This window comes from Clostridium sp. AM58-1XD (assembly GCF_003464085.1).
Classification (GTDB): Bacteria; Bacillota; Clostridia; order Lachnospirales; family Lachnospiraceae; genus Lachnoclostridium_A.
In genome coordinates this window covers 1-26,986 of the sequence record NZ_QSDR01000034.1, presented here as the reverse complement: position 1 = coordinate 26,986, position 26,986 = coordinate 1, and the positions used below count along the sequence as shown (strand labels likewise).

Here is a 26,986-nt window from a genome sequence, read left to right as displayed (position 1 = left end):
AAAGTTGCAAAGTCCACTGTTTTTTAGAGGCCGTTCACGCCAGCATAAATTTCTCCACAACGTGAGCAATTCCGTCATGATTGTTGGAAAACGTTATAAAGTCAGCAGCATTGCGGACAGGAAGAACTGCATTTTCCATTGCAACGCCCATACCTGCATACTTGATCATGGACAGATCATTATATCCATCTCCGCATGCAATCATCTGTTCTCTTGTAAGTCCCATCCGCTCCAGCAGACGTTCCAGGGACTGAGCCTTATCGATTCCCTTTGGAAGCACTTCCAGGAAGTAAGGCTCGGACCGGTAAACGCTGTAATTTTTACCAAGATACGCCTTTACCCTTGGTTCTACCGTTGCCAGATAATCTCCGTCATCCAGCATAATAAATTTGGGCACCGGGAAATTTACGTAGCTTTCCATATCCTGGATTTCTTTCAGTTCCATACCGTTTATTTTCGATTCCAGTTGTCCGTAAGGGCATTCTTTATTATTCGTAATAATTGTTTCGCCCTCATAAGTCAGAATATCCACCCTGTATTCTCTTGACAATCCGATAATTTTCTGATTTGACGATACAGGAAGAAGTGCTGAAAAGACAACTTCCTTTGTCTCATAATTAATAATGACCCCTCCGTTATAGGAGAGAATAAATCCTCCATATTCCCCCAGCTTCAGCTCGTCCGCCAGATGGACCACCCCCTGTGTCGGCCTCCCGGATGCCAGGACCACTTTTTTCCCCCTCTCCTGCACACGCATGAGAGCCTCTCTGGTCTTAGGCGTAATCACCTTATCGCTGTTCGTCAGCGTCCCGTCGAGATCCAGCACAATCAATTCGTATTCCATTTCGTTTTCTCTTCTCCATTTCTTTTGTTTCTTTCCCTAATTTTACGTTATCTTACTGTCAATTTCAACTATATATGTAATTTTACAGCTGATTTTCTCATATCTTCATCTCTCACCTGCGTAATATCCCGTTCCATCTGATCCAGAAGGGCCGCATATTCCCGAAACTGTTCCTGCCATCTTCTCTTTTCTTCTTCGCTTTTTTTATAGCAGTTCCTGTGTTCCAGACTCGCCCACATATCCATAGCCATGGTACGGAACTGGATTTCTACCGGATAATACTCTTTCGTTTCCAGAAGATAAAAGGGAACCCCTACGATCAGGTGATAGCTCCTGTAACCATTCCGTTTTGGGTTTACAATATAGTCTTTTTCCCGTATGATCTCCATATCATTCTGTTTTTTAAGGCATTCCGCAATCTCATATATGACTTTTGCATCATAGCAGATTACCCGTATCCCGGCTATGTCCTGAAGCGTATCCCTGGCGCTTTCAAGAGATACCTCACTCCCCTTGCGCAGTAGCTTCCCTTCGATACTTGTCTTGGTCTTTACACGCATCTGGATATGGTGAATTGCCTCATATCCAAATGTCTCCTGATAATTATTACCCAGAATCAAAATCCGTTTTTCCACGGTTTCCATACTTTCTTCATACGGAACGATGAGTTTTCTGTAATCTTCCTCTGTCAGATACCCTTCCACAGTTTCTTCTCACTTTCCTTTTTCTTAGGACCGCCGGCTGATCCCGTCCTCCGCAGCCCTTTTCACCTGTTTCCCATAATAAGGCAATATTGTGTACGTTCTGTGATATTTCTGTGTATGTCGCCTTATAGTTTTCTTAAATTACGAAAAATTCAATTAAATTTACAGCACCATTCCACATTCCTTTAATACTATGTATTATATGGAAATTTAACAGGAGGACTTTGTATTTTATGAAAAAAAGCACCCGTACATCTGTTTTTTCCTGCTTCCTCGCAGGGACGCTCCTTTTCTCTTCCGCACTTCTTTCCGGCTGCAGCTCATCCGGGGACAAAAACGGTCTGACTCCCGTCACATTAAATGAAGTTGCCCATTCTATTTTTTACGCTCCTCAGTACTCGGCCATTGAACTCGGCTACTTCGAAGACGAAGGCCTGGATCTGAAACTGGTCAATGGCGCGGGAGCAGACAAGGTCATGACCGCCCTGATCTCCGGAGACGCCGATATCGGATTTATGGGATCGGAAGCCAGTATTTACGTTTATCAGGAAGGTTCTGACGACTATGCCGTGAATTTTGCCCAGCTGACTCAGAGGGCCGGCAACTTCCTCGTTGGACGCACACCGGAAACCTCCTTTGACTGGCAGAGTCTGAAAGGCAAAAAAGTGCTGGGCGGCAGAGCCGGCGGCATGCCGGAAATGATTTTTGAGTACATTTTGAAAAAGAACGGACTGGATCCCAAAGCAGACCTGACCATCGATCAGAGTATCGATTTTGGTCTGACGGCTGCCGCCTTTACAAGCAATGATGCCGACTATACCGTAGAGTTCGAACCGTTTGCAACCGGCCTGGAATTGGAAGGGGGCGGATACGTTGTAGCTTCTCTGGGCAAAGATTCCGGTTATGTTCCATATACCGCCTACTCTGCAAAAAAGAGCTACCTGGAAAAAAATCCAGAAGTCATTCAAAAATTCACAAATGCAATTCAGAAAGGTCTGGAATACGTCAATTCCCACTCTGCCGAAGAGATCGCAAAGACCATTAAGCCTCAGTTTCCGGAAACAGATGTTGATACTATCGCTAAAATCGTAGAGCGCTATAAAGAACAGGACACCTGGAAAGAGGATACAATATTTGAAAAAGACAGCTTTGACCTGCTCCAGAACATTCTGGAGGAAGCCGGAGAACTGAAGGAACGTGTTCCTTATGAAGACCTGGTTACTACCGATTTCTCCATAACAGCCGCAAAATAATAGTTCAAAATTCCTCAAGTAAGAGAACAGAAAAACCATGTTCTGAAGTCTGGCTGTACCAGAATCAGAACATGGTTTTCTTTCTGTAGAATTACTTTTTAATTATTTCGTATAATTATCAAAATATCCCTGAACCAGTACGATCGGCGTTCCCTTATCTCCGCTTCCGGATGTGAGGTCAGCCAGAGATCCGATTAAATCTGTGATCCTTCTTGGGGTCGTTCCCTGGGTTACCATCGTTCCCTTTAAATTCTCTGCCTTTTCATCTTTTTCATGAATATAATTTTTAATCGCTTCCTGAAGTTCTTCTCCTGATAACTGGGCAAAGTCGTTATCAGCCAGATATTTTAACTTCACCTCGTTCGGCGTTCCGTCCAGTCCATCCGTATAAGCCGGTGAAACAACAGGATCAGCCAGTTCCCAGATCTTTCCGACCGGATCTTTGAATGCTCCGTCCCCGTAAATCATGACTTCGACTTTCTTTCCAGTCTTCTCCATGAACATGGAGTGAATTCTGTCTACCATATCCTGACAGTTGATCGGAAACAGCTTTACGCTGTCCTCGGTTGCCTTATTGGATCCGAGCAGACCGTATCTGTCATTATAACCGCCGCCGTTTACGCTCTCTGTCAGAATATCATCGAGAGAGTAGACCTTCTTTGCTCCGCTGTTCAGCAGAGTCCTCTTGGTCTTCAGTCTGGTGTGGATATCGCAATTCAAAATACTCGTCGTATATTTGAGGATTGCCTTTGGATTATTGGCAAAAATAATTTCAACATCAGCTCCTGCCTTCTGAATCAGGTCTTTATAGTACTCTACGTAATCCACGCCTGTAAAGTAATGTTTCTGATAGCCAAAATAATTTCTGTACTGAGCTTCCGTCAGCACATCACTCCATGGATTTACATTCTTCTCTTCCAGCAGTTCTTCATCGATCAGATGATTCCCTACTTCGTCTGAAGGGTAGCTCAGCATCAGCACAACTTTTCTGCATCCCTTTGCAATTCCTTTTAAACAAATTGCAAAACGGTTTCTGCTGAGGATCGGGAAAATGACGCCGACGGTATCGTCTCCGAATTTCTGATGTACGTCTTCTGCAATCTGGTCAATTGTAGCATAATTTCCCTGAGCGCGGGCTACGACAGCTTCCGTCACGGCAACCACATCCCGGTCATGGAGATCAAACTTCTCCGACTCTGCTGCCTTCAATACGGAATCTACAACAATCTTTGCCAAGTCATCACCCTCACGGATAATCGGTGCTCTCACACCACGTGATACTGTTCCAACCATTCTATCCATTTTCATTCTCCTGTATCTTTATATTTTACGTTCGCTTATGGCGCGTTTACGCTAATTATACTATAAAGATACTGATGGAACAAGATGTTTTTCTTCCTGCTTTTTTATCAGAACAAAAATCCTCTTGCCATTTTTTTCAGGTAATCAAATATTCCGGCCTTTTTCACCGTACCGTCAGTGATAATTTCCACCTCTCCAAGCACGTTTCCGTTCAGTATATACTGCAGAGTACCTGCCTTCTGCCCCGGTTCGACAGGAGCCTGCATTTTTTCCTCTACTATCAGCTTCTTTTCGATTTTTGAAAAATCTTCGCCGTTCAGACCCAGGTAGGAAAACGTTCCTGCGTACTTTAACGGCACACGGTCTTCAACGCCGTTTATGACTTCAACCGGCATGAGCGGCGGCATCTCGGTATCCTCATAAAGTCGGCAGTTTGCATACCCATAATTCAGCAGGCTGACGGCATCTGCAAATCTGGCTTTATAATCGGGAGCTGCCATAATCGATGCAATCAGACGGACCCCATCCTTTTCTGCTGTAGCGGACAGGCAGTATTTTGCCAGTGAGGTAGAACCAGTCTTCAGCCCTGTCACTTTAAAATTAGTCGCCATTTTCAACAGTTTATTCGTATTGGAAAGGCCGAATTCTTTCGTACCCTGTTTCGTTACATGAGTGATGTTTTCCATCCATATTGTGGAATAGTTGTGGATTTCAGGGTATTTATTAATCAGTTCCCTGGACATGGTTGCTATATCCCTGGCCGTCGTCAGGTGGGTGCCGGAATCCGTGAGGCCGCAGCAGTCTTCGAAGTGGGTGCCTGTCATTCCCAATCCCGCTGCCCGCTCGTTCATCATATTCACGAATTCCGGTTCGCTGCCGGCTATGTATTCCGCCATGGCTACGCTGGCATCATTTCCTGAAGCCACAACGATACACTTAATAAGCGTATCGACCGTCTGTACTTCCCCTTCCTCCAGAAAGACCTGGGATCCTCCCATGGATTTCGCATGCGCGCTCGTGACTACTTCGTCAGAAAGATTTATCTTTCCTGATTTGAGCGCATCAAAAATCAGTATCAACGTCATAATCTTCGTAATACTTGCAGGTCTCCTCTGTTCATCCGCATTTTTTTCATAAATGACCTTTCCCGTGCTGGCCTCCATAAGTATTACACTCGGCGCCTGAACCTGAAGTCCTGAATACTCACTTGTTCCCCCTGCAGCGTCCTCCTCGTTCAGGACGCCGGCCATCACTGCATCGCTGCCGACAGCCAGGTTCGGCTCTTCTGCCAGTACCTGTCCCGCAGGGGTCAGAAACGCCATGAGCATGGCCAGTACGGCTGCTAAAAATCGTTTCATAAAATCCCTCTTATTATTTTCTCCATTAATAATGTATAGGCCCATTCTTCTTCGATAATACGCTTAAATCTAAAAAAAGATAAGTTTTTTATGACAGAGACTGACAACCAGCTTGTCTTTATGGTATAATGTCCGCAAAGCAGGCATTATACCAGTGGATTGACGGTTTCTGCGCTTGCCGCAAAAGCCGTGCGCTTAAATTTGCCGAAGGCAGCCATAGCCGCCTGCAACTATGGTATAATAACTTCAAAGTGGCTGTCATACCTGCAAGCACCACTGAAAGCGGCGGATGAAGTTCTGCCGGATATCCATTCCCATATCTGCGAAACAGATTGGTAAAAGCATAAAGAATAATACAGGAGTTGTTTATTATGAGAAGATATGGCTATAAACGCGATCTGACATTCCGGGAACCCAGAAGGCCATTCCGGAATTTTCCATTTCTAATCGCGATCATACTGATCGCCGCGATTCTGTTAAGCGGGTCCATACTGGCATTCAAAAAAATAAGGGGGCATTTTCATGCGGAAAGTGCTTCTTTTTCAACTGAACAGACAGACGGCGGCGCTGTTACCGTTACCGCCGCTACAGAACCTGTTCTGTCCGGTGTAGATGCAGTGATTGCAGAAGCAGACCTGCTTGCCGCAGGCTATGATTACGACAGGGCAATTGACCTTATAAAGAACAGTGAATTCAGCAGCGATCCGAAGGCCTCCGCTGCAGTAGAACGTTATGAAGCAGTCAAGTCCACCCTTGTGCGTGCCGATCCCCATAAGATTACCCACGTTTTCTTTCATTCCCTGATTATGGACAACAGCAAGGCCTTTGACGGCGATAAGACACAGACCGGCTACAATCAGGTAATGACTACTAAGGATGAATTTATGAAGATTCTTCAGCAGATGTATGACCGGGGATATGTACTAGTCCGGCTTCACGACATTTCGTATGAAACTGTAGACGAAAATGGCAGCCCTGTTTTTAAGTCAGGCGATATTATGCTTCCTGAAGGAAAAAAGCCATTTGTAATGTCTCAGGACGATGTCTGCTATTATGAATACATGGAAGGTGACGGATTTGCTTCCAGAATTGTTATCGGCGAAGATGGAAAACCCACCTGCGAAATGAAAATGGACGACGGCAGTATTTCAACCGGTTCCTATGATCTGATTCCTCTTTTAGACGACTTTATCGAAGAGCATCCCGACTTTTCTTATAAGGGAGCGAGGGCCGTCATCGCCTTTACCGGCTACAATGGCGTACTGGGATACCGAACAGATGAATCCTACAGGGACACCAATCCAAACCTTGAAGCAGACAGAGAACAGGTAAAAAAAGTGGCGCAGTGTCTCCGTGACAACGGCTGGGAACTGGCTTCTCACAGCTGGGGGCACAAGAACCTGGGGACCGTCGATATGGATACCTTCCGAAGGGATACGGACAAATGGGAAGATCAGGTGGAGTCCCTCATCGGTCCTACCGATATTATCCTGTTTCCTTTTGGAGCAGATATCGGTGACTGGCATCCCTATACAATGGAAAACGAACGATTTTCCTACCTTTATAATGCCGGATTCCGATATTTCTGCAACGTAGATTCCACGCCGTACTGGGTGCAGATCGGCGATCACTATATGAGACAGGGGCGACGCAATCTCGATGGTTTCCGTATGTATTATGACCTGCCGGAAAATAATCCGGAAAAGGATCATTTAAGTGATCTCTTCGATGTCAGCGAGGTCTTTGACCGCACACGGCCCACTCCCGTACCGCCGATGTAAAAATCGTCTTACAGGTGTGTCCGGCCAGATTACAAGGAATTACTCGAAGACCGTAAAACGGTCTGCCGACAATAAACAGGCGGTATGCTCCCGGAAAGGGCAGTATACCGCCTGTTTTGTTGTTTGGTTTTTCAAAACTCTTTGCGTGGGAAAAACGGACTTGATTCATATACTGTTCCGGCGGCATATCAAACCTTCTTTCAAACAGTTCTGTTAAATGTCTTCTCGATACACCGAGGGAATTCAATTGATCCTGAAGCGCTATCCGGTCGGCAAAATTTCTGTCAATCAGATCTTTTACCGCCTCAGCCATATCTGCAGCAGGGTCATAGGATAGTAAATCCGGCCTGCATATTTTGCATGGCCGAAGTCCTGCGAATTCAGCTTCCTCTCTGCTGTCAAAGAAAAGCACATTTTTCTGAGAGGGATTTTTTGATTTACAAGAGGGTCTGCAATAGATTCCCGTACTCTTTACTCCGTAGAAGAACCTCCCATCATATCTCTGATCGTTTGAGATTACGGCGGCCCATTTTTCCTTTGTATCCATGAAGTATCACCGTCCTTTGAGTAAAGTATAGCAAATATCGCAAAATAATACTTTTCCATCTGTAGCATTTAATTTTTGCTCCAGCATAAAAATACCAGCTGGCAAAAATCCAGCTGGCAAAAATTCTTGTTTATCTGCCTGATGAGTAGCGCTCCATAATCAGATATATCTTCGACACCTGATTTTCTTCCAGACAGCGGCCTGGTCCTTCCCTGGTATCGAAGACAATGATTTATACTTCGCAGAGTTCTCTTTCCCCATGCCTGTCATCGGCACATGGCAGGCAGTAATCACATTATTTCTTCTTTTTTTCAGCAGCAGCATGTACCTCATCGAAATATCGGGTCAGACGGTACAGGATTTCCTTTTCATCGGGATCATACGGATAAATGGGGATCACATCTTCTGTATCCATTCCGAGAAGATAATCAGCAGTCGTATGAAGAATCAGACAAATTTCCGGAATTTTTTTCGATGCTGGAATCGAAGTGCCCATTTCCCACGCATTGATGCTGGTACGTGACAGCTGAAGCTTCCGGGCCAGTTCTGACTGTGTTAAATTATTCCGTTCACGCAGTTCTTTAATCCGTTCAGCAGTTTTTAGAATCATATCATGTCCTCCATGCTAACAAGTATAGACAAGGACAGACAAAATATAATTATCATCAATGATTGGTATAATTTTACACCGGCTGGAATTTATGACTGGAAAATCCTTTCGTCAAGGTCTTCATGATATAAAAAGAGCGCTGCAAATATTAGATCAATTCCATCCGATACCAGATTTCGCCTGGGCAGCCGACAGATCACCCGATTGGTATAGGCAATGGTTTTTTCTTTTTTGCAGCACTCTAATCTTTTATCTCTCATTCATTGTACTGGTCAATTCTTCCAGGCGTTTTTTTCCCTGGCCGTCTTCCATCCCTTCGGACAGCCCTTTTAATACTTCTTTAAACTCATCCGGAGCAACGCTTAAATCCCTGCACAGCCATTTTAACTCTCTCCTGTCCTTCGCCGCTGCTCGGCAGTAATTCAAGGCCTGTTCCTGGTTCTGCTCCGTTCCCAGTCCCTTTTTACAGCAATATGCCATCAGATAACAGGCGCTTTCCAGCTCAAGCTCTGCAGCAGCCTTGAACCACCTGACCGCTTCCTGCTCATCCTTCTGTACTCCGCATCCTTCCAGAAAAGCCAGTCCCAGAAAAAACATGGAATACCTGTCCTGTCTCCCGGCGGCCTTCCTGTACCAGTAAACAGCCTTTTCATAATCTCTCTCAACGCCTTCGCCTTCCCAGTACATCCATCCCAGGCTGAATGCGGCTTCGGATACGCCTTGCGCCGCAGCCTTTTCATACAGTTCCTTTGCTTTCCCGTAATCCTTAGTCTGACCGCATTCACCAAAGTAATAGGTACATCCCAGTCTCCAGATAGCGGGTGCATACCCGGCTTCAGCCGCCTTCTTTAAATATCCGGCGGCCTTTTTTTCATCATGCGCGGTGCCCTTTCCCTCACGGAGACATACATACATGCAGGTCTGTGCTCTCAGATTGCCCTGGTCAGCCGCCTTTTTATACCAGAAAGCGGCCTGCTCCAGATCGATTTCCTGACCTTTTCCCGTTTCGAAACACCATGCCAGACGGCACTGCCCGTCTGCATCCCCTGATTCAGCAGCCTTTTTGTACCAGTAAACAGCTTTCTTACCATCTTCTGCTGTTCCAATACCAAATTCGTACATCCTGCCCAGTTCCGTCTGTGCAGTCCCATCTCTGTGCTCTGCCGACCGTTTCATCCAGAAGAATGCCTTTTTCTCATCTTTGTTTATCCCGATTCCATCTTCATAGCAGAAAGCCAGCAGCCGCTCCGCCCGCGGATAGCCGCATTCTGCAGCTTCTTTATACAACTCAAACGCCTTTGATACGTCTTCACGTACGCCGATCCCGCCTTCATAGCAGATTGCCAGGTTGCAGATTGCCGGTACATATCCCAGTTCTGCCGCCTGATCATACAGCCAGAACGCCTGATTTTCATCTGGTTCCGTCCCAATTCCGCATTCCATACACCATCCCAGATTACAGATTCCCAGAGCGTCCCCCAAGGCTGACGCATGTCGGAAGCGGGAATAAGCCTGTTTTTCACAGAACTCTTTCTCTTCTCCCATGTTTTCATCGGCCCGTTCCGTCCAGAAGATTCCCAGATGACTCCAGTCATTGCCTGTCAGCTCTTTTTCATCCAGAGTATTCATCCTGCTTCCGCATACAGGACAAATTTTTGTTCCGTCTTTTTCTTCTGTCAGCAGGCCGCAGTCCCTTCCTGTACAGCGGTATATCATAAACTATTATCCTTTCTGAACCGCTCTGCGGTTCTTTAACGAAGGGCCTAATTCCCCTTTCATTATTTTTTCACCGGCGTTGTTTTCAGATATTCCACCAGCTCATCCAGCTGCGCACCAATCACTTCATCATGGAGAAGTTCTTTTAGACTGGACAATACCTGGGAAAGGTCATTGGGAGCGTTGAAGAAGTCGTTTCTTATGCCTTCTTTTTCCGACTCATTCTCCGGCCATGCCCTGCGGCACAATTCCCTTGCCTTTTCCTCGTCCTGTGCGACTCCCTTTCCTTCCGCATAGCAGAGCGCCAGCCGGTAAAGCGCCTCTTCATCTTTGTTTTTGCTATCCGCCCCTTTTGTATACCATTCCACGGCTTTATTCATATCGATTTCCATAAGAATTCCATATTCACAGAAGCGTCCCATCGCACAGCAGGCGGAGCTGTCGCCCAGTTCTGCCGCCTGACGGTACATTTCCAGAGCCTTTTCCATATTCTTTTCTACTCCCTGGCCATGTTCATAACATTCTCCCATGTTGTAGATGGCACAGTTGTCTTTATCCTTTGCAGCCTCCTGATACAGCCTAAATGCCTCTTCGTAGTTTATTTCCACTCCCTGACCTGTTCTGTACATCTCGCCCAGGTTATTCATTCCTCTGCTTTCTCCGTTATCAGCTGCTTTTTTGTACCAGTATGCCGCCTTTTCCTTATCCATTTTTACGCCGTTTCCTCTGTCGTAGCAAAAGCCAAGATTAGCCTGAGCACAGGAATCGTCCGCCTCAGCCGCCTTTTCATACCATTTGGCTGCTTCTTCCATACTCTTTTCACAGCCTTTTCCCCCTTCATGCAGCAGCCCAGACTGCACATGGAAGAAGCATATCCCTGTTCTGCCGCCTTCATATACCAGTAAACCGCTTTCTCATAATCGACGGGAACGCCCTCACGTCCGTTCTGGTAGATATTTCCCAGATTATTTTTTGCTCTGGGAATTCCGTTTTCCGCGCTCTTTTCATATAAGGCTATCGCCTGTTCTATATTTTTCTCTGTTCCTGCTCCGTGTTCATAGCACCACGCCGCATTGCACATTGCACCTGCATGACCTCTCTCCGCACTCTGCAGGTACAGGGAAAAGGCCTGTTCCATATCCTTCTCTACACCTTTTGCAAATTCGTAGCATGTTCCCAGGTTAACCATCGCCCTGGCATCTCCGGCTTCTACGCCCTTACGGTACCAGTAAACGGCCTGTTCCATATCTTTTTCCATGCCAGTTCCATATTCATAGCAGATACCCAGATTGACCATGCCGCGGGAATGTCCTTTCTCTGCAGCCTGCCTGTACCAGTGAGCCGCCTGCTGTTCATCCTTCTCGACGCCGACTGCATATTCATAGCAGATGCCCAGATTGATCATTCCCTGACTGTATCCCTGTTCCGCCGCCTTTTTATAGAGCTCCGCCGCCTGAGTTGTATCTTTTTCCACGCCGTTACCGTATTCATAGCACCATCCGAGCGTACAGACAGCGCTCATGTCGCCCTGAGCTGCTGATTTTCTAAGCCAATAAACGGCCTGTTCATAGTCCTGTTCCACGCCTTCGCCGTTGCAGTAAAACAAGCCGATGTTGTTCTGTGCCGCCGCATTTCCGTTCTCAGCAGCTTTTCTGTACCATTCCGCCGCTTCTTTTATATCCTGTTTCGTTCCGCGACCTGATTCGCATGCATATCCCATATAAAACTGGGCATCATCATCCCCCATTTCGCCTGCTTTCCGGAACCATTCCACCGCTTTCGCGTCGCTCTCATTCCCCTCTTTCTTTTCCCAGTACCAGATTCCCAGATAATATGTCCCTTCCGGAGAATGATGCTCCGCTGCCTTTTCGAAGAGTTCTCTGGCCTTCTCTCTGTCCTGTTCCATACCATGACCGCCATAATAAAACTCACATCCAAGGCGCCATACAGCCGGGGGATAACCGGTTTCAGCTGCTCTCATAAGAAGCTTCACTGCCTCTTCTTCATTTTTGGCCGTTCCTTTTCCTTCCCCCATGCAGAGATAAAGTCTCGTCATGGCTCTAACGTTTCCCTGCTTTGCAGACTCAGTATACCAGTAAACCGCCCGTTCATAATCCTGTTCCACACCGCGTCCCAGCTCATAGCACGTTCCAAGGCATACCTGTCCGTTTCTGTTTCCCTGTTCTGCAGCCTTCCTGTACCACCTCACAGCTGCCTGCAGTTCTTCCTGTACGCCGATTCCGAACTCATAGAACCGTCCTATCTCCGCCTGTCCCTCCGGATCATTCTGCCACGCAGCCGATTCCATCCACTGAAACGCCTCTTTTAAATCCTTCTCAACCCCCACGCCGTCTTCATAGCAGTTTGCCAGCAGAATCTGTGCCCTGGGAAAGCCGGCTTCTGCCGCTTCTCTATACAACTGCGCTGCCTTTTCACCATTTTTCGGCACTCCAAGCCCATCCTCATAAAATACTCCCAGATTGCACATTGCCGGTACATATCCCATCTCTGCCGCCTGCTCATACAGCCACGCAGCCTGTTTATAATCAGCTTCCGTTCCGATTCCGCACTCCATGCACCACCCCAGGTTACAGATTCCCCAGGCATTGCCTCAGAAGCCGCTCTTCGGAAACACTGAAGCGCCCGTTCCCCGTTATCCCCTTTTTTAAGCCAGAATACCCCCAGCATGCTCCACTCTCTGCCGTCCAGATCCTGCTCCCCTGCTTCCTCCATCGTACTTGAACAAATGGCGCATCTTGCAGGAGCCTCTTCCTGCTCTACTATGTAATCACATTCCTTGTTTGCACAGCGGTAAATCATGATTCTGCCCCTTCTCTCTTGTTGTTTGATATGTTTTAATTTACTGTAAACCACTCAGGCCGCATAACTCCCTGAATAGTTACAATTATACTATATTTTTCCAGAAAAGCGATAGGAAAAAACAGGAACGGATTCCTGCGTTTTCAGCACGCAGCCAAGTCACATCATTTCCTGTCCCTGTTTTCAATATCGTGTATGTATTCACCAATTTTAATATAATTTTTTGAATTACATGGTATAATTATTAAATCGAAATGAACGAGAAAGTAAAGGAGGAAGCTTATGTTTAAAAAATCATTTTGGGTTCCTTATGAAGAAAGCGGAACTTATCCTACCGTTACGAAGGCCATGGCTGCAATATCCAAATATTGCGATGATAATGGAGATTCGTACATGTTCACCGGTGATGATGAAGTGGAGATAAACGGAAAAAAATACGAAATTTATAGAGGATACGAAAACGGCAGCCGGGGAAATTACGGAATAAAGTGTAAAGAAAAATAAAATCAGGCTGGCCGCATCAGCGCCAAGTTCGATCAGATAATCCTTCGGAAGAACCAGTATCATCTCCTTTGGCATTGTGGGAAACGGTCCATGGTCATCATATATATTCTCTCTGAAGGAACGCTGCGATTCAGTGAAATCCGGCGCCGGCTGCCTCATATCACTGAGGCCAATCTCACCAAAGATCTGCGTATGCTTGAACGTTACGGCGTAATTCACAGGGAAGTTTATCCTGCTGTGCCGCCCAAAGTTGAGTATTCTCTCACAGAAATGGGAAAGGATGTTCTTCCAATTCTGAACTCAATCAACAATTGGGCAAAAAATAGAGGGTGTTGCAAAAGTCGAATCCGCATTGCAACATCCTCCACTTCTTAAAACTGCACGATTTCTTTGATCTCTGCGGCAGGTTCTACAGATTCTGCGTAAAGAACCGGCCCTTCCCCGTTATAATCCTTCCAATACTCCAGAGCTACCTTTGCACGGACACGAACCCAGTTGCCGTTCTCCAAAAGGCGCGCTTCTCTGGCCTTGCAGATATATCCAAGAAAGGTCATGTCCGCTTCACAACACGTCATAGCCATTCTTCCCGGCACAAAGTAATTTTTCGGAAACTCCGGTGATTTCATAACCATTGCTGTAAATTCCACGACACGTCCTGCATACCGTTTTGGCCTGTCCATACAGTCAATATACCAGATTCCGTACTGATCAGGCGAAATGGATATCACATCAGCTTTCATATCGTATGGCAGGTCTTCCTCCGTAATCTCCGGTTCCACCTCTCCTTCCGAGGTTTCAAATACGATGTCTGCCTGACGACCCATAGCCTTGATCGTCCTCCTGTAGCCGCCCAGCACCTCTTCTGAAATGCCGTCACAGCGGTTCATAATGACAAGTTCCGTATTTCTCAGCATAGCTCCCAGAAGCGGTTTCATGTTCTTCAGGTACAGTTCAAACGTAGAGCCGTCGGCAATCGTAATCTGCTGATAAACCGTCCAATCTTCCGGCAATTTCAGTTCATCCTGATTCCACATACCGTTCCACTCGATTACCACCCGCTCCGGGTTGTAGAGAAGTTCCAGTTCCGTAAGTTTTTCAGCTGTCAGATCGGAAAAGTCTTCAATATAAACAACAGCTGTTTTTGTTCTCTCCAGCAGCTCTTTTTCATAGTCCGTATCGCCTTCCTCGCAGACGATCAGAAGGGTCTTGCCTTCAATCTGAAAATACTCCTGATCCATCGTAAATTTCAGAAATTCTGTCTTTCCCGCTTCCAAAAATCCGTTAATGAGGAATACCGGCATGATTTCGTCTTCAATCATTGGTCCCATATCATCAACCCCTGCCAAATGCTTTCTTTAATTCATCTTCATTCAGGTTTGCGCCGATTACACAGACCTTGCCTGTGTATTCCGGGCGACCGGTCCGGATTTCATATTCCTCCGGAACCAGGTCAAAATAGTACCATTCTCCCTGATTTTCACCTGGAACCATTCCCTTGGCCCTCAGTACATCGCCGTAGGAAGCGCCATATGCCAGTTCCTCCAGCACAGCCTCCAGGTCCTCCTTTTTGCAGGCTCCCACATGCTCGATTCCCCAACTGGTAAATACCTCGTCCGCATGATGATGGTCATGATCATGGTCATGACAGCCGCAGCTGCAGTGCTCTCCGTGCTCGTGTTCATGGTCATGATCGTGATGGTGGGCGTGGTCATGCTCTTCATGGCAGCCGCATTCCTCATGGGCATGGTCATGTCCGTGGGCATGGTCATGCTCTTCATGGCAGCCGCATTCCTCATGGGCGTGGTCATGTCCGTGCTCGTGGTCCTCACAGCCGCAGCTGCAGTGCTCTCCGTGCTCGTGGTCATGGTCATGATCGTGATGATGATGCTCTTTATATGCCTCAAGAGCCTCCTGCATCAGTTCATCTTCCATGTTGTCCGGCTTTTCGATAATTTCCAGCAGCTGGCTTCCCGAAAGCTCTGCGGCCGGCGTAGTCACAATCGTGCATCTTTCATTATGGCCGCGCAGCAGTTCTACTGCGGCCTGGACTTTTTCTGCCGGAACCACGTCAGTTCTGCTCAGCACAATCGTACCAGCATGTTCGATCTGGTTATTGAAGAATTCGCCGAAATTCTTCATATACATCTTGCATTTCGCGGCATCCACAATCGTCACGGCGCTGTTTAGCTCCACTTCCAGGTCTGCCGCAACGTCACGTACGGCTTTCATTACGTCAGACAGCTTTCCAACTCCTGAAGGTTCAATAATCACCCGGTCCGGCCGGTACTTTATCAGCACCTCCTTCAACGATTTTCCAAAGTCTCCTACCAGGGAACAGCAGATACATCCGGAATTCATTTCCCGTATCTCGATGCCGGAATCCTTTAAGAATCCACCGTCTATGCCGATTTCTCCGAATTCATTTTCGATCAGCACCACCTGCTCTCCTGCAATGGCTTCCTGGATCAGTTTTTTAATAAATGTTGTCTTTCCGGCTCCAAGGAAACCGGAAATAATATCTATTTTTGTCATGTTCAATCGTCCTCCTTTAACATGTCATTCGTTCGCATTCTGCACTAGCCATACTAGCATAACCAGTTTGAAATATCAAGGTTTACAGCTTCTTGAGAATTTTATCAATATCGCTCTTCTGGCCGAGAATCATCAGATGCTCTCCCGAGAGAATTTTATAATCCGCAGTCGGCATAAGCCTTACCTTCCCATTTACCTTGCTTCCGATAATACTGATATGCCAGCGGTTTCGTATATCCAACTCCTTCAGGCTCTTGTTCACCCATTCCGGAAGAGGAAGAATTTCATAGATGGAATAATCCTCCGATAATTCCACATAGTCGAATACGTGATTGGCAGAGAACCTTACCGCCAGTTTTTCCGCCACATCCCTGTCAGGATAGATCACTTCGTCCGCTCCGTTCCTTAAAAGGAACTTGGCGTGAATATCCCTGGTGGCCTTGCTGACCACGTGTCTGGCTCCCAGTTCTTTGACAAGGCTCGTAACTTCCAGGCTGCTCTGAAAATTCGTTCCGATGCAGATAAAGCACACGTCAAAGTTGGAGATTCCAAGGCTTTTTAATACTTCTTCATTCGTACAGTCGCCGATCTTGGCGCTGACCACATACGGCAGAAGTCCTTCCAGATTTTCCTCGTGATCGTCTACGATCATAATCTGATTTCCCAGTTTCGATAAATTCATGCAGAGATGCTTTCCGAAACGTCCCATTCCAATAATTAAAATCGATTTCATATCATTTCTCCTTTTAACAGTCCACAGCCCCTTCGCGGCCTATTCCTTTTATCCGATTGTAATCCGCCCAACCGGCAGTTTTACCTGAAGAATCTTCTTCTGCTGCGTAAATGCAAGGGCAAAGGAAAGGCTTCCGATACGGCCGCAGTACATAAGCAGAATAATAAGTACCTTGGAAACGGACGTCAGATTTCTCGTAATTCCTGTCGTCATTCCTACCGTTCCAATCGCTGAAAAAGTTTCAAACAGCACATCTGACATCACCAGGGACGGCTGCATCATCATTATCGCCATTGACGCCGTCAGCGCTAAAAACAGGTTTATGGAAAAAATGGCACTGGCCCTTTTAATTGCGTCGTCCTCCAGCCTTCTGCCAAATACATTAAATCCGTTCGTTCTCTTTATGCTGGACAGCACGCTCAACAGCATGATTACGATTGTGGTCGTCTTGACACCGCCGGCCGTCGATCCCGGGCTTCCTCCGATAAACATAAGTATAATTGTAATAAATTTACTGCTGTCTCTCATGGCTCCCGTATCAATCGTATTAAAGCCTGCCGTTCTCGCCGTCACCGATGCGAACAGGGAGGTCAGTATTTTTCCCTGTGTCGTCATATCCTCCATCAGGTAATTTTTCTCACAGAGGTAAATCAGCCATGCTCCGCCGAAAATGAGCACGAACGTCGTCAGAAGTACGATTTTCGTATGGAGCATATATTTTCTGACATGCCATTTATTCTTGTGAATATCATCCCACACGATAAATCCAATGCCGCCGATCACAATCAGGGACATAATCACTGCATTGATGACAATATCGTCGTAATATCCTACAAAGGAGGAATATGGCTCATTTCTTCCCATCAGGTCAAAGCCTGCGTTGCAGAAAGCGGATACAGAGTGAAAGAACCCGTAAAAGGCGCCTTTTAACAGCCCGTATTCCGGTATAAAACGCGCGGCCAGAATGACGGCTCCCGTACCTTCAAAGATAAAGGTTCCGATGATAATTTTTCTGGCAAGCCGCACGACTCCGCCGATCTGAAGGGTGTTCACGCTCTCCTGCAGAAGTCCTCTCTCTTTCAGTCCGATCTTCCTTCTGAGTATAATCGAAAGGAATACGCCGATTGTAATGAATCCCAGGCCTCCAATCTGAATCAGGGTAATCAGGACCAGCTGTCCGAACAGCGTCCACTGGCTCCATGTATCATGAACGATCAGCCCCGTCACACAGGTGGCACTCGTTGCAGTAAACAGGGCGTCCAAAAATCCCACACTGACTCCGCTTCTGCTTGCCACAGGAAGGGTCAGCAGAAGGGTTCCTGTCATAATTACACAGAAAAATCCGTAAGCGATAAACTGCGTCTGAGACAGGTGGCTCTTCCGATGCCGTACTATTTCTCGGTTTATTTTCATTTTCTTTCCTACCTCCCGCGGATATTCTGAATCATGGCACAGATCAGGAAGGCGGTCAGATTGACCAGCACGACGCTTGCCCCTGCCGGTGTGGAATACTGATAAGAAATCACCATTCCAATACAGAAGCATATAACGGCGATCACACCGGAGGCCGCTACCACTCCCAAAAAGCTTTTCCATATCCGCATAGATGTGAGAGCAGGAAATATAACCAGACTGGATATCAGCATAGCCCCCATCATCCGCATTCCCAAAACAATTGTAACGGCTGTAAGCACCGCAAACAGGCCGTCGTACAGACCCACCTTCACTCCCGTGGCTCTGGCAAAATTTTCATCAAACGTCACTGCAAACACTTTGTGGTAAAAGAACAGAAACAGACACAATACAACGGCGGAAAGCGCCATCGCAAGCAGGACGTCTTCCCGGCTCATAGCCAGGATGCTTCCAAACATATAACTGCTCACATCGGTCGTCATTCCCGTAGTCAAGGATGTCACCGTAATTCCGAATGCAAGGGCACTGGCGGAGATCACCGCAATTGCAGCATCACTTTTAATTTTACCGTTTTCCCGAATCCGTAAAAGCAGAAAAGCTGCCACGACCACAATCGGAATAGAAAATTTAATCGGCGACCAGCCGACAGCGACGGCCACGGACAATGCACCGAAAGACACATGGGACAGACCGTCTCCGATCATGGAATACCGCTTCAGCACCAGGCTCACGCCCAGCAGTGCCGCACATAGCGATATAAATATACCGCCTGCCAGCGCCCTTACAAGAAAGGGATAAGACATCATTTCCAGGAACAGGCTCATACTCCCTCACCTCCCAGAAATTTCTTTCCCACCAGGCTCTTTTTGTATTCCTCCGCCGTCCCGTAAAACAGGGTCTTCTGCTTCAAATGCAGTATTTTCCCCGCCTGGGACACGATGTTCTGCACATCATGGGTCACCATGAGAATAGCGACATGCTCATCCCTGTTCAGATGGCGGATCAAATGGTAAAAATCCTGAGCCGCAGAAGGGTCCAGCCCCGTAATTGGCTCATCCAGAATCAGAAGCCGCTCCGTTGCGCAGAGCGCTCTCGCTATGAGTACTCTCTGCTGCTGTCCGCCGGACAGGTCGCGGTAGCACTCCTTTTTCAAATCCATAATTCCCAGCCGTTCCATATTGACAATAGCCATGTTTTTCTCTTCTCTCGAATAAAAAGGCCGGTGTCCCATCCTGGCCAGCGTTCCGGAAAGTACGACTTCCCATACGGTAGCAGGAAAATCCTTCTGGGCCGCTGTCTGCTGCGGGAGATAGCCGATTCCCGTCTTCTTTAATTCATCTGCAATGGCAATCGTTCCAGCCGTAGGCTTTAAAAGCCCTAAAAGGCCCTTCATCAGCGTACTCTTTCCCGCTCCGTTCTCCCCGACGATACAGAGGTAATCGCCCGGGTTCACCTCCATAGTCACATCCACCACCGCATCGTAATTTTCATATCCAAAATCCACATGGCTGCATGTTATAAGCGAATTCATTCATCTAATCCTTTTCTAAGGTTTTCCACATTCCCCTCCATCAGCTGGAGATAGGTAATGCCGGATTCAAACTCTATTCTAGTCACATTGTGGCAGGAATGCAAGAGCAAAGGTTCTGCTCCCGTCTCTTCTGAGATAATTTCCGCCACCCTGTGACTGGAAAGCTCCAGATAATACACGGCAGGAATGTTTTTTTCCTTTATTTTATCTATCAGATAGGCGATCGTTCTGGCACTCGGTTCCGTATCCGTACTGCACCCGGAAAACGCTGCTCTGTAATCCAGACCATATTCCTCCGCCAGATAGCGAAACGGGAACTTATCTCCCAGAATAATCATATTCCGTTTTCTGTCCTTCATAACCGTCTTCATCTCTTCATCCAGTTTTTCCAGTGAAGCAATATAGGAACCCGCATTTTTTCTGTAATCTTCTGCTCCCTGCGGGTCTGCTGCAATCAGGGCATCCCGTATTTTCCCTACAATAATTACCGCATTACGGGGCGATGTCCAGATATGCTCATCGTATTCGATCTCTTCTTCATGGCCGTCATGGTCATGAACTTCCTCCTCTTCCATTCCCTCCACATGATCTTCTTCAAATAATTCCACATAGTCCATCATCGTGATGACTTCCATATGGGATGTGTCAATCGCCTGCAGCGCCTCTCCCATCCAGTGTTCCATGGCCCCGCCGTTACAGATTAAAAGGTCCGCTTCCTGGATCAGTCTCATATCCGCAGGCGTTGGTTCAAACGAATGACTGTCCATGCCTGCGGGTACGACCATGGACAGCTCTACCCGTTCTCCGGCCACCTGCCTGATAAAGTCATAGTAGGGAAATATGGTCGTAACAACAGAAAGCCGGGAATTCTCGTCTTCCCCGGCCCGGCTCTCAAAACGGTATGCATCCGCCTCTTTATCTATGTCTGAATATTCTCCATGGATCCTGTTCCCGCATCCGGCAGCTGTCAGAATAAGGAGGATACCTGCTGTAAAAGCCATGATCCGGCTTTTTTTTCTGCTCTTTATTTTCATGTTCTAATCCTCAAAGGCTTTGAAAATATCAGAAGGATGGGCGATGATATATCTGGGGCTGAATGCTTCCAGTTCCTCACGTCCGCGAAATCCCCACAAAACGCCCGCCGTATCCACGCCGGCCGCCTCCCCGGTCTTCATATCGGTATTTGTATCTCCAAAATAAAGGATATCTTCCGGTTTGAGCTTCCATTCGTTTATAATTGCGGCAACGCCGGCCGGATCCGGCTTTTTCGCTATGCCCGGCCGTTCTCCGTAAACAGCATCAAAGCAGCCTTTGCCAAATGTCCCCTCGATGGTTTCCACCGTTCTGGCATGAGGCTTGTTGGAAAAAACGGCAGTTTTTATTCCCTTCTTTTTCAGGAAATCCAGAAGCTCCGGGATTCCATCATATGGCACTACCTTATAAAGGCAGTATTTCTCAAATTCTTCCATATATACAGGAAGGGAATCCTCAAAATACTTTAATTCCCTGTCTCCGGCGCAGATCAGGGAGCGTTCCATCTGCTTTTTATATCCATCGCCTACAAACTGCTTCATATCTTCTTCCCCTACCGGAGGCAGGTGAAACCGCTCCAGAACCTTGTTCGTAGTAAAGGTCAGCGCATGGATCGTATTGAGCAGTGTTCCGTCCAGATCAAATATACATCCCTGATACATCGTTATCTCCTCTTTTCCCTACAGAAAAATTTCTTCTGCGTATTTTACGGATGCCATGGCATCCCTGCAGTATCGATCCGCATCGATCGTTCTCGCGTATTCTTCCGTCAAAACGGCTCCTCCGACCATAACCTTTACCCACGGCGCCTCTTTTCGAAGTCTTCTGATCGTCTCTTCCATGCTCGGAACCGTAGTCGTCATCAGAGCAGAAAGGCCGACAAGAGGCACGTGCTCTTCCTGAGCTTTCTGAAGAATCAACTCCGGCGGCACGTCCTTCCCAAGGTCGATCACATCATAGCTGTAATTTTCCAGCAGTACCTTTACAATATTCTTCCCTATGTCGTGAATGTCGCCCTTCACCGTAGCCAGAATGATCGTTCCTTTTTTCTCCTGGCTCTGTCCGCTGACAGCCATTCTGTCCTTAATCACTTCAAATGCGGCTTTTGCCGCCTCAGCGCTCATCAGAAGCTGTGGAAGAAACATCGTCCCCTCTTCGAATCGTTTTCCTACGGCGTCGAGAGCCGGTATCATCTCTTCCTGGATAATGGTCAAAGGTTCTTTTTCCTCCAGAAGCTCTCTCACATGGTGAACCGCCTGCTCTCTCAGTCCCTTCTCCACGCTCTCTCCTAGTGATCTGACAGCTCCCTTTTCCGCGCCTTTGGCGCCTTTTCCATCGCCTGCGCCCGCTTTTTCAGCCGTCCGTTTCGTGTCTCCTCCGGCCGGCAGGCCTGCGTATTGGGCAATGTAGTCGGCACACTGAGCGTCCAGATCCGCCAGGGCGCGGAAACTGTAATAAGCCCGCATCATCCCCTCTGAATTCGGATTGATAATCGCCGCGCTCAGGCCGCTTTGAAGCGCCATGGCAAAGAAAGAGGCATTGATAATCTCTCTGTGGGGCAGGCCGAACGAAATATTTGACACTCCCAGAATCGTTCTTCCGCCGTCGACAGTAATCCTCTGCACCGTCTCCAGGGTGGTCAGCGCGCCTTTGCTGTCAGAACTCACGGTCAGACAGAGAGCATCCACGAGAATATCCTTCTTCTCAATGCCATACTCTGCCGCCCTGCGGTATATCTTTTCTGCAATCGCCAGGCGGCCCTCCGGCGTCTCCGGAATTCCTCCTTCATCCAGAGCCAGTGCTACCACAACGCCTCCATATTTTTTAACCAGCGGAAAAACGGCTCTCATGGATTCCTCTTTTCCATTGACGGAATTGACCAGAGGCTTGCCGTTATAGATTCTCATGGCGCGTTCCATCGCCTCCACATCGGAGGTATCGATCTGGAGCGGAAGGTCCAGTACGCTTTGAAGTTCTCTCACCACTTCTGTCATCATTTCTGGTTCATTTATATCCGGAAGTCCCACATTAACATCTAAAATATGGGCTCCATTGTCCTGTTGTACCACTCCCTCCTGAAGGAGGTAGTCCAGGTTATGATCCTTCAGCGCCTGCTTCAGCTTCGATTTTCCAGTAGGATTGATCCTCTCCCCGATTATTACAGGATCCCTGCCGATCTCCACTGCATGGGACCAGGATGTAACTACGGTCTTGTCTTTTTTTATAATCGGAACAGGCGTCATATCTTTACAGAGTTCCACCGTTTTCCTGATATGTTCCGGCGTGGTGCCGCAGCAGCCCCCTATGAATGAGGCTCCCATGTCTGCAATTTCTTTTACCGTCTTAGCGAATTCATCCGCGTCAATGTCATATACGGTCTTACCATTTTCACTTCTCGGCAGGCCGGCGTTAGGGTTGATAATAACTGGAACTGAAGCCGTTTTTATCATGCTTTCAGCAATTTTTTTCATCTGAACGGGGCCAAGACCGCAGTTGATTCCAACCGCATCAACGCCTAAGCCTTCCAAAAGTGCAACGGCCGACGATACGTCTCCTCCTGTCAGCAGCTTTCCCCTTTCGTCAAAGGTCAGTGTCGCAAAAACAGGAAGGGCCGAATTTTCCTTCACCGCCAGAACGGCAGCCTTCATCTCATAGCCGTCGCTCATGGTTTCAATCAAAATGCAGTCGGCTCCGTTTTTTACGCCGATCTCCACCACTTCCTTATACATGGATACGGCTTCTTCAAAATCCAGATCTCCAAGAGGTTTTAAAAGCTTGCCGGTCGGTCCCAGATCGAGGGCAATTACACCTCTCCTGCCTGTCGTTTTCTCCGCCTCTTCCACAGCCTTTACGGCATTTTTAAGAGCCGCCGATACGACGGCCTCCAGCCCGTACTCCGCTGCCTCGTGATATTTCAGCCTGTTGGCGCCGAATGTATTTGTCGTTATGATATCACTGCCGGCTTCCAGATAGCTGCGGTGAATCTCTGTTATCACGTCACTATGACGGATATTCCAGGTTTCCGGCAGCTCTCCCGGCTTCAGGCCCTTTTCCTGTAGAAGGCTTCCCATTCCTCCGTCAAAAAATATAATCTGTTTTCCAATTTTATCTAAGATACTCATAATTCACTCCTGTCTGTCATCCTCTTCGGTAGGCACAGTCCGTTTTTGCACACGCCTCGCAGCCCTGAAGAACGCATGAGGCCTTCCGGCGGCTCAGCCCGATTACCGCCGTCACCGACTTGGAAGGCGCCATCAAAAGGCTCTCCGTCAGCGTAATTCCGATTCGTTTTCCGGCTTCCAGAGCCGCTATAATTCCGCTCTGGCATTCCAGTGGAAAATCTCCGTATCCCGGGCTGAAACGCGGTCTCATATACCAGCCCTTTTCCTCATACTCTGTCTTCCAACGGCTGTTTTCTTCGTCGCAGTACTCTTCAATCAGTGCTGCGGCAGCGGCCTGAAGCACGACGGCCCGGCTCATTCTGATTCGCTCATACCGCTGAATCAGCTTATCCACCGGCGCTCCCAGCGTAGCACCAAAAATAAGTACTTTTTCACAGTCCTTCAGATTTTTATGCAAATTCCGGCTCTTTGCCGTAAATGCATCCGTTGTCACTGTCCCTTCCTCATCTCCATGCGGAAGAAACAGATCAAATTCACGGCAGACAGAACGGCAGACAGCCGTCTGAAGAAGTTCCTCCATCGCCTCTGCAATCAACCTATCCGTCGCCTCATCTGCCTCCCTGTTTCCATATCCCAGATACCGTCTGGTTTCCTTTGCCACATGTTCCAACCGCATCGATCAAAGCCGCCTTTCCGGATCATCCGCTTCTTACATCAGTCTATGATATCGGACAGATTCTCCCTGATTTTTGCCGCTACATCCGGCTTATTCATGGAATACACATGGATTCCGTTTACTCCGTTGGCAATCAGGTCGATGATCTGCTCCGTAGCGTAGGCAATTCCGGCCTGCTTCATTGCTGCCGGGCTGTTGCCGAACCGGTCCAGCAACGCCTTGAATCTGACCGGCAGAGCCGTTCCCGACATCTGGCAGATTCTCTTAATCTGGCTGACATTCGTCACAGGCATAATCCCTGCCACGACGGGGACCGTAATTCCCCGCTCCCTGATCCTGTAAAGATAGTTATATAAAATATTGTTGTCAAAAAACATCTGCGTAGTCACAAAATCGCAGCCTGCTTCCACCTTTTCTTTCAGATATCCGATATCTACCGTCTTATTCTCTGATTCCACATGGCCCTCCGGATAGCATGCCGCCCCTATACAGAAGTCTCCTGCCTGCTTGATATCATAGATCAGTTCGGAAGCATACCGGTAATCGTTCTCAACAGGCCCTCCTTCCGGAATATCACCGCGCAGAGCCAGTATGTTTTCAATTTCTCTTATTTTCAGTTCTCCAAGAACTTCCCTCACTTTTTCCCTGGTAGAAGAAACGCAGGTCAGATGGGCAATCGGCGTCACACCTCCCTGCTCCATCAGCGTAGAAGCAATATCCACCGTATAGCGGCTCGTCCCGCCGCCTGCTCCGTATGTAACACTCATAAAGGCCGGCTTCAGCTTTGCAATCTCAAGAGCCGCCTCTTTTACCGTCTCATATTTATCTTCTGTCTTTGGAGGGAACACCTCAAAAGAAATGGTTGGTTTTCTCTGTTCCAGTATTTCCTTTATTTTCATGCGATTCACCATACCTTTTTCAGTTTTCCATGAATTATATCACAATTTTTTCCAAAGTTCTATGGGAATTTACACGCAGGCAATGAGCAGTGCGAAAAAGGACAAAAGCGGATTTGCATTGTGCTTGCACATAAGCAAATTTGATTTTGTCCTTTTTCATAGGGCGAAGCCCGTGAGCGACACAGCGTGCCCCGCTTCATCGGGTATTAAGCGAAGCGCAATGGAGCTGCACTGCGGACTCCATAGGATTACGCCGCCTAAGGAACGGACTGCGTTCCAAGGCGGTGGCCAAGTCACTACGCCCGTTCCTTAGGCAGTTGGGAATCGCCGGCTGGAGTCCGGAGACGAGGTTCGCTGAGTGGACTTTCTTCTAGGTCCGGCATATGAAAAGCGTACTTTCTGAAGTGTGAACAAGGTGAATAAGTTCGTGTTTATTACGTGATAGACAGTACTATCAGGATATGGAAAATGATTTTGGAGTCAGGACAGATATCATCCATCAATTTCTCCTGAAAATTTCATTTATATATTGCACTCCGAACATATGTTTGATATAATATATCTATTATCGACCTAAACGGTAGCGGTTAGTCTCTGCTCAATAGTTTTGGTCTTGGCTGTTCGATTGGCAAGAGTAAATCGGAATTTGACGGAGGTAATTGTTAATGGATTTACATAAATTATTAGCATTTAATCAATTCGTAATTGATAAGACCGAAGATGAAAAAAAGAGTTTAGCACAGTCTTTAAATATTGATTATGAAGAATATAAAAAAAGAATTGTCGGGAAAGAAAAAGAAGCTGATTTTATTATTGTTTTAAAATCACTTGAAGCATAAAACATTTTGAAGCCTATGACGAAGGATTATCTCATATTACAGGAGAATATACTCCGGATTTTAAAATAGAATTGCGTGACGGCTATGAGATGTTACTTGAAGTAAAACATACAGATAAAGAAATATTTAAAATATCCCAGGGGAATTTGCAAAAGAGAAAAGATTTTGCAGATAGGCAAAATTTTCCACTAAGATTTGCTATTTCTTTAAAAGGATTTTGGGGGCTTTTTACTGTTGAAACTTTAATTGAAAAAAAAGGTAAATTAGCACTTGGTGATTTTAGGGGGGAAAAGGCATGCTCTTGGTTAGATATTGAACTTGCAACTTGCTCATATATGTTCGAAAAACAAGTAAAAATAAGAAGTGTATATTCAACAAATCACGCTAAAGGTATGGGAATTCATTTTGAACCATATGGTCAATTAATTTCATATGAATTATATTATGGTGATAAACGAATTTTTAGAGCCAAAGGAAAAGAAAGTAAATATATACTACATAGTATATATCTAGAGGCGCTTCAAGATAGAGTTGCAAATATCAACCAAGACATAGAACAACATGGTGACTTTACAACTATTACAGAGTATACTGATAAAAGGTTTCCCCATATTATACCTGAATATGAATTTGTTTTATCACTATAAACATATGTGTAAAGATAGAACAACATGGTGACTTTACAACTATTACAGAGTATACTGATAAAAGGTTTCCCCATATTATACCTGAATATGAATTTGTTTTATCACTATAAACATATGTGTAAA

The 26,986-nt window shown here is 46.8% G+C and carries 26 protein-coding genes; 6 read left to right on the top strand and 20 right to left on the bottom strand.

Features of this window, described 5'->3' with window-relative positions; genetic code table 11:
- Positions 1–34: 34 nt before the first annotated feature.
- Together DXA13_RS17340 and DXA13_RS17335 are read right to left on the bottom strand one after the other, a co-directional pair.
- The gene (locus DXA13_RS17340; RefSeq protein WP_118246332.1) at positions 35–844 is read right to left on the bottom strand and encodes a Cof-type HAD-IIB family hydrolase; all 810 of its coding nucleotides are present in this window, start codon (positions 842–844) and stop codon (positions 35–37) included.
- 68 nt (positions 845–912) lie between these two features.
- Positions 913–1,548, bottom strand: a complete 636-nt coding sequence (locus tag DXA13_RS17335) for a (p)ppGpp synthetase (protein ID WP_243009202.1) — start codon at positions 1,546–1,548, stop codon at positions 913–915.
- A gap of 233 nt (positions 1,549–1,781) precedes the next feature.
- Between DXA13_RS17335 and DXA13_RS17330 the strand changes: the two genes are divergently transcribed.
- A complete protein-coding gene (locus DXA13_RS17330; protein ID WP_118246331.1) occupies positions 1,782–2,801 on the top strand; it encodes an ABC transporter substrate-binding protein in 1,020 nt (339 codons plus the stop codon).
- 102 nt (positions 2,802–2,903) lie between these two features.
- Here DXA13_RS17330 and DXA13_RS17325 read toward each other — a convergent pair whose 3' ends face one another.
- Complete coding sequence (locus DXA13_RS17325; RefSeq protein WP_118246330.1) at positions 2,904–4,103, bottom strand: coenzyme F420-0:L-glutamate ligase; 1,200 nt, start codon at positions 4,101–4,103, stop codon at positions 2,904–2,906.
- A 107-nt stretch (positions 4,104–4,210) separates the two neighbouring features.
- On the bottom strand, positions 4,211–5,461 hold the full coding sequence (locus tag DXA13_RS17320) for a D-alanyl-D-alanine carboxypeptidase family protein (protein WP_118246329.1): 1,251 nt from the start codon (positions 5,459–5,461) through the stop codon (positions 4,211–4,213).
- A 371-nt stretch (positions 5,462–5,832) separates the two neighbouring features.
- Here DXA13_RS17320 and DXA13_RS17310 point away from each other — a divergent pair, with 371 nt between their 5' ends.
- A complete protein-coding gene (locus DXA13_RS17310; RefSeq protein ID WP_118246327.1) occupies positions 5,833–7,242 on the top strand; it encodes a polysaccharide deacetylase family protein in 1,410 nt (469 codons plus the stop codon).
- Here the strand turns inward: DXA13_RS17310 and DXA13_RS21110 are convergent.
- From DXA13_RS21110 to DXA13_RS17285, 5 genes are all read right to left on the bottom strand, one after another.
- Positions 7,193–7,789: a methylphosphotriester-DNA--protein-cysteine methyltransferase family protein gene (locus DXA13_RS21110; protein ID WP_181995728.1), complete on the bottom strand. Its 597-nt coding sequence runs from the start codon at positions 7,787–7,789 to the stop codon at positions 7,193–7,195. The genes DXA13_RS17310 and DXA13_RS21110 overlap by 50 nt on opposite strands.
- Before the next feature lie 295 nt (positions 7,790–8,084).
- The gene (locus DXA13_RS17300) at positions 8,085–8,399 is read right to left on the bottom strand and encodes a helix-turn-helix transcriptional regulator (protein ID WP_118246326.1); all 315 of its coding nucleotides are present in this window, start codon (positions 8,397–8,399) and stop codon (positions 8,085–8,087) included.
- Positions 8,400–8,648: 249 nt separating this feature from the next.
- Positions 8,649–10,115, bottom strand: coding sequence for an SEL1-like repeat protein (locus DXA13_RS17295; RefSeq protein WP_118246325.1), 1,467 nt, complete (start codon positions 10,113–10,115; stop codon positions 8,649–8,651).
- 62 nt (positions 10,116–10,177) lie between these two features.
- Positions 10,178–10,927 carry a tetratricopeptide repeat protein gene (locus DXA13_RS17290; protein ID WP_147348049.1) on the bottom strand — a complete coding sequence of 250 codons (750 nt, stop codon included), beginning with the start codon at positions 10,925–10,927 and terminating at the stop codon, positions 10,178–10,180.
- The gene (locus tag DXA13_RS17285; RefSeq protein ID WP_278287066.1) at positions 10,828–12,702 is read right to left on the bottom strand and encodes an SEL1-like repeat protein; all 1,875 of its coding nucleotides are present in this window, start codon (positions 12,700–12,702) and stop codon (positions 10,828–10,830) included. The genes DXA13_RS17290 and DXA13_RS17285 overlap by 100 nt, the downstream gene beginning before the upstream one ends.
- 515 nt (positions 12,703–13,217) lie before the next feature.
- On the opposite strand from DXA13_RS17285, the gene DXA13_RS17280 reads away from it, so the two are divergent.
- Together DXA13_RS17280 and DXA13_RS17275 are read left to right on the top strand one after the other, a co-directional pair.
- Positions 13,218–13,439, top strand: coding sequence for a DUF4318 domain-containing protein (locus DXA13_RS17280; protein ID WP_118246322.1), 222 nt, complete (start codon positions 13,218–13,220; stop codon positions 13,437–13,439).
- A gap of 90 nt (positions 13,440–13,529) precedes the next feature.
- Positions 13,530–13,814, top strand: a complete 285-nt coding sequence (locus DXA13_RS17275; protein ID WP_118246321.1) for a winged helix-turn-helix transcriptional regulator — start codon at positions 13,530–13,532, stop codon at positions 13,812–13,814.
- Here DXA13_RS17275 and DXA13_RS17270 read toward each other — a convergent pair.
- The 11 genes from DXA13_RS17270 to metF form a co-directional block, all read right to left on the bottom strand.
- Positions 13,811–14,767, bottom strand: coding sequence for a GTP-binding protein (locus DXA13_RS17270; protein ID WP_118246320.1), 957 nt, complete (start codon positions 14,765–14,767; stop codon positions 13,811–13,813). The two genes, DXA13_RS17275 and DXA13_RS17270, sit on opposite strands and share 4 nt — an antisense overlap.
- Positions 14,768–14,771: 4 nt before the next feature.
- A complete protein-coding gene (locus DXA13_RS17265; RefSeq protein WP_118246319.1) occupies positions 14,772–15,971 on the bottom strand; it encodes a CobW family GTP-binding protein in 1,200 nt (399 codons plus the stop codon).
- Between the two features lie 82 nt (positions 15,972–16,053).
- Entirely contained in the window at positions 16,054–16,704 is a 651-nt protein-coding gene (locus DXA13_RS17260; protein WP_118246318.1) for a TrkA family potassium uptake protein, read from the bottom strand.
- Positions 16,705–16,752: 48 nt separating this feature from the next.
- Positions 16,753–18,117: a TrkH family potassium uptake protein gene (locus DXA13_RS17255; RefSeq protein WP_118246317.1), complete on the bottom strand. Its 1,365-nt coding sequence runs from the start codon at positions 18,115–18,117 to the stop codon at positions 16,753–16,755.
- Positions 18,118–18,125: 8 nt separating this feature from the next.
- Positions 18,126–18,941, bottom strand: a complete 816-nt coding sequence (locus DXA13_RS17250; protein WP_118246316.1) for a metal ABC transporter permease — start codon at positions 18,939–18,941, stop codon at positions 18,126–18,128.
- Positions 18,938–19,648 (bottom strand): metal ABC transporter ATP-binding protein, encoded by a 711-nt coding sequence (locus DXA13_RS17245; RefSeq protein WP_118246315.1) that lies wholly within the window; start codon positions 19,646–19,648, stop codon positions 18,938–18,940. Before DXA13_RS17245 ends, DXA13_RS17250 begins: the two co-directional genes overlap by 4 nt.
- Positions 19,645–20,682 carry a metal ABC transporter substrate-binding protein gene (locus DXA13_RS17240; protein ID WP_118246314.1) on the bottom strand — a complete coding sequence of 346 codons (1,038 nt, stop codon included), beginning with the start codon at positions 20,680–20,682 and terminating at the stop codon, positions 19,645–19,647. The genes DXA13_RS17245 and DXA13_RS17240 overlap by 4 nt, the downstream gene beginning before the upstream one ends.
- Before the next feature lie 3 nt (positions 20,683–20,685).
- Positions 20,686–21,342, bottom strand: coding sequence for an HAD family hydrolase (locus tag DXA13_RS17235; RefSeq protein WP_118246313.1), 657 nt, complete (start codon positions 21,340–21,342; stop codon positions 20,686–20,688).
- 18 nt (positions 21,343–21,360) lie between these two features.
- Positions 21,361–23,802 carry a homocysteine S-methyltransferase family protein gene (locus tag DXA13_RS17230; protein ID WP_118246312.1) on the bottom strand — a complete coding sequence of 814 codons (2,442 nt, stop codon included), beginning with the start codon at positions 23,800–23,802 and terminating at the stop codon, positions 21,361–21,363.
- Between the two features lie 16 nt (positions 23,803–23,818).
- A complete protein-coding gene (locus DXA13_RS17225; protein WP_118246311.1) occupies positions 23,819–24,478 on the bottom strand; it encodes a vitamin B12 dependent-methionine synthase activation domain-containing protein in 660 nt (219 codons plus the stop codon).
- 38 nt (positions 24,479–24,516) lie between these two features.
- Positions 24,517–25,377, bottom strand: coding sequence for a methylenetetrahydrofolate reductase [NAD(P)H] (metF, locus tag DXA13_RS17220; RefSeq protein WP_118246343.1), 861 nt, complete (start codon positions 25,375–25,377; stop codon positions 24,517–24,519).
- Positions 25,378–26,042: 665 nt separating this feature from the next.
- Here metF and DXA13_RS21105 point away from each other — a divergent pair.
- Together DXA13_RS21105 and DXA13_RS17215 are read left to right on the top strand one after the other, a co-directional pair.
- Positions 26,043–26,216 carry a hypothetical protein gene (locus DXA13_RS21105; protein ID WP_181995727.1) on the top strand — a complete coding sequence of 58 codons (174 nt, stop codon included), beginning with the start codon at positions 26,043–26,045 and terminating at the stop codon, positions 26,214–26,216.
- A gap of 89 nt (positions 26,217–26,305) precedes the next feature.
- Positions 26,306–26,863 carry a hypothetical protein gene (locus DXA13_RS17215; protein WP_147348048.1) on the top strand — a complete coding sequence of 186 codons (558 nt, stop codon included), beginning with the start codon at positions 26,306–26,308 and terminating at the stop codon, positions 26,861–26,863.
- The last annotated feature ends 123 nt before the right edge of the window (positions 26,864–26,986 follow it).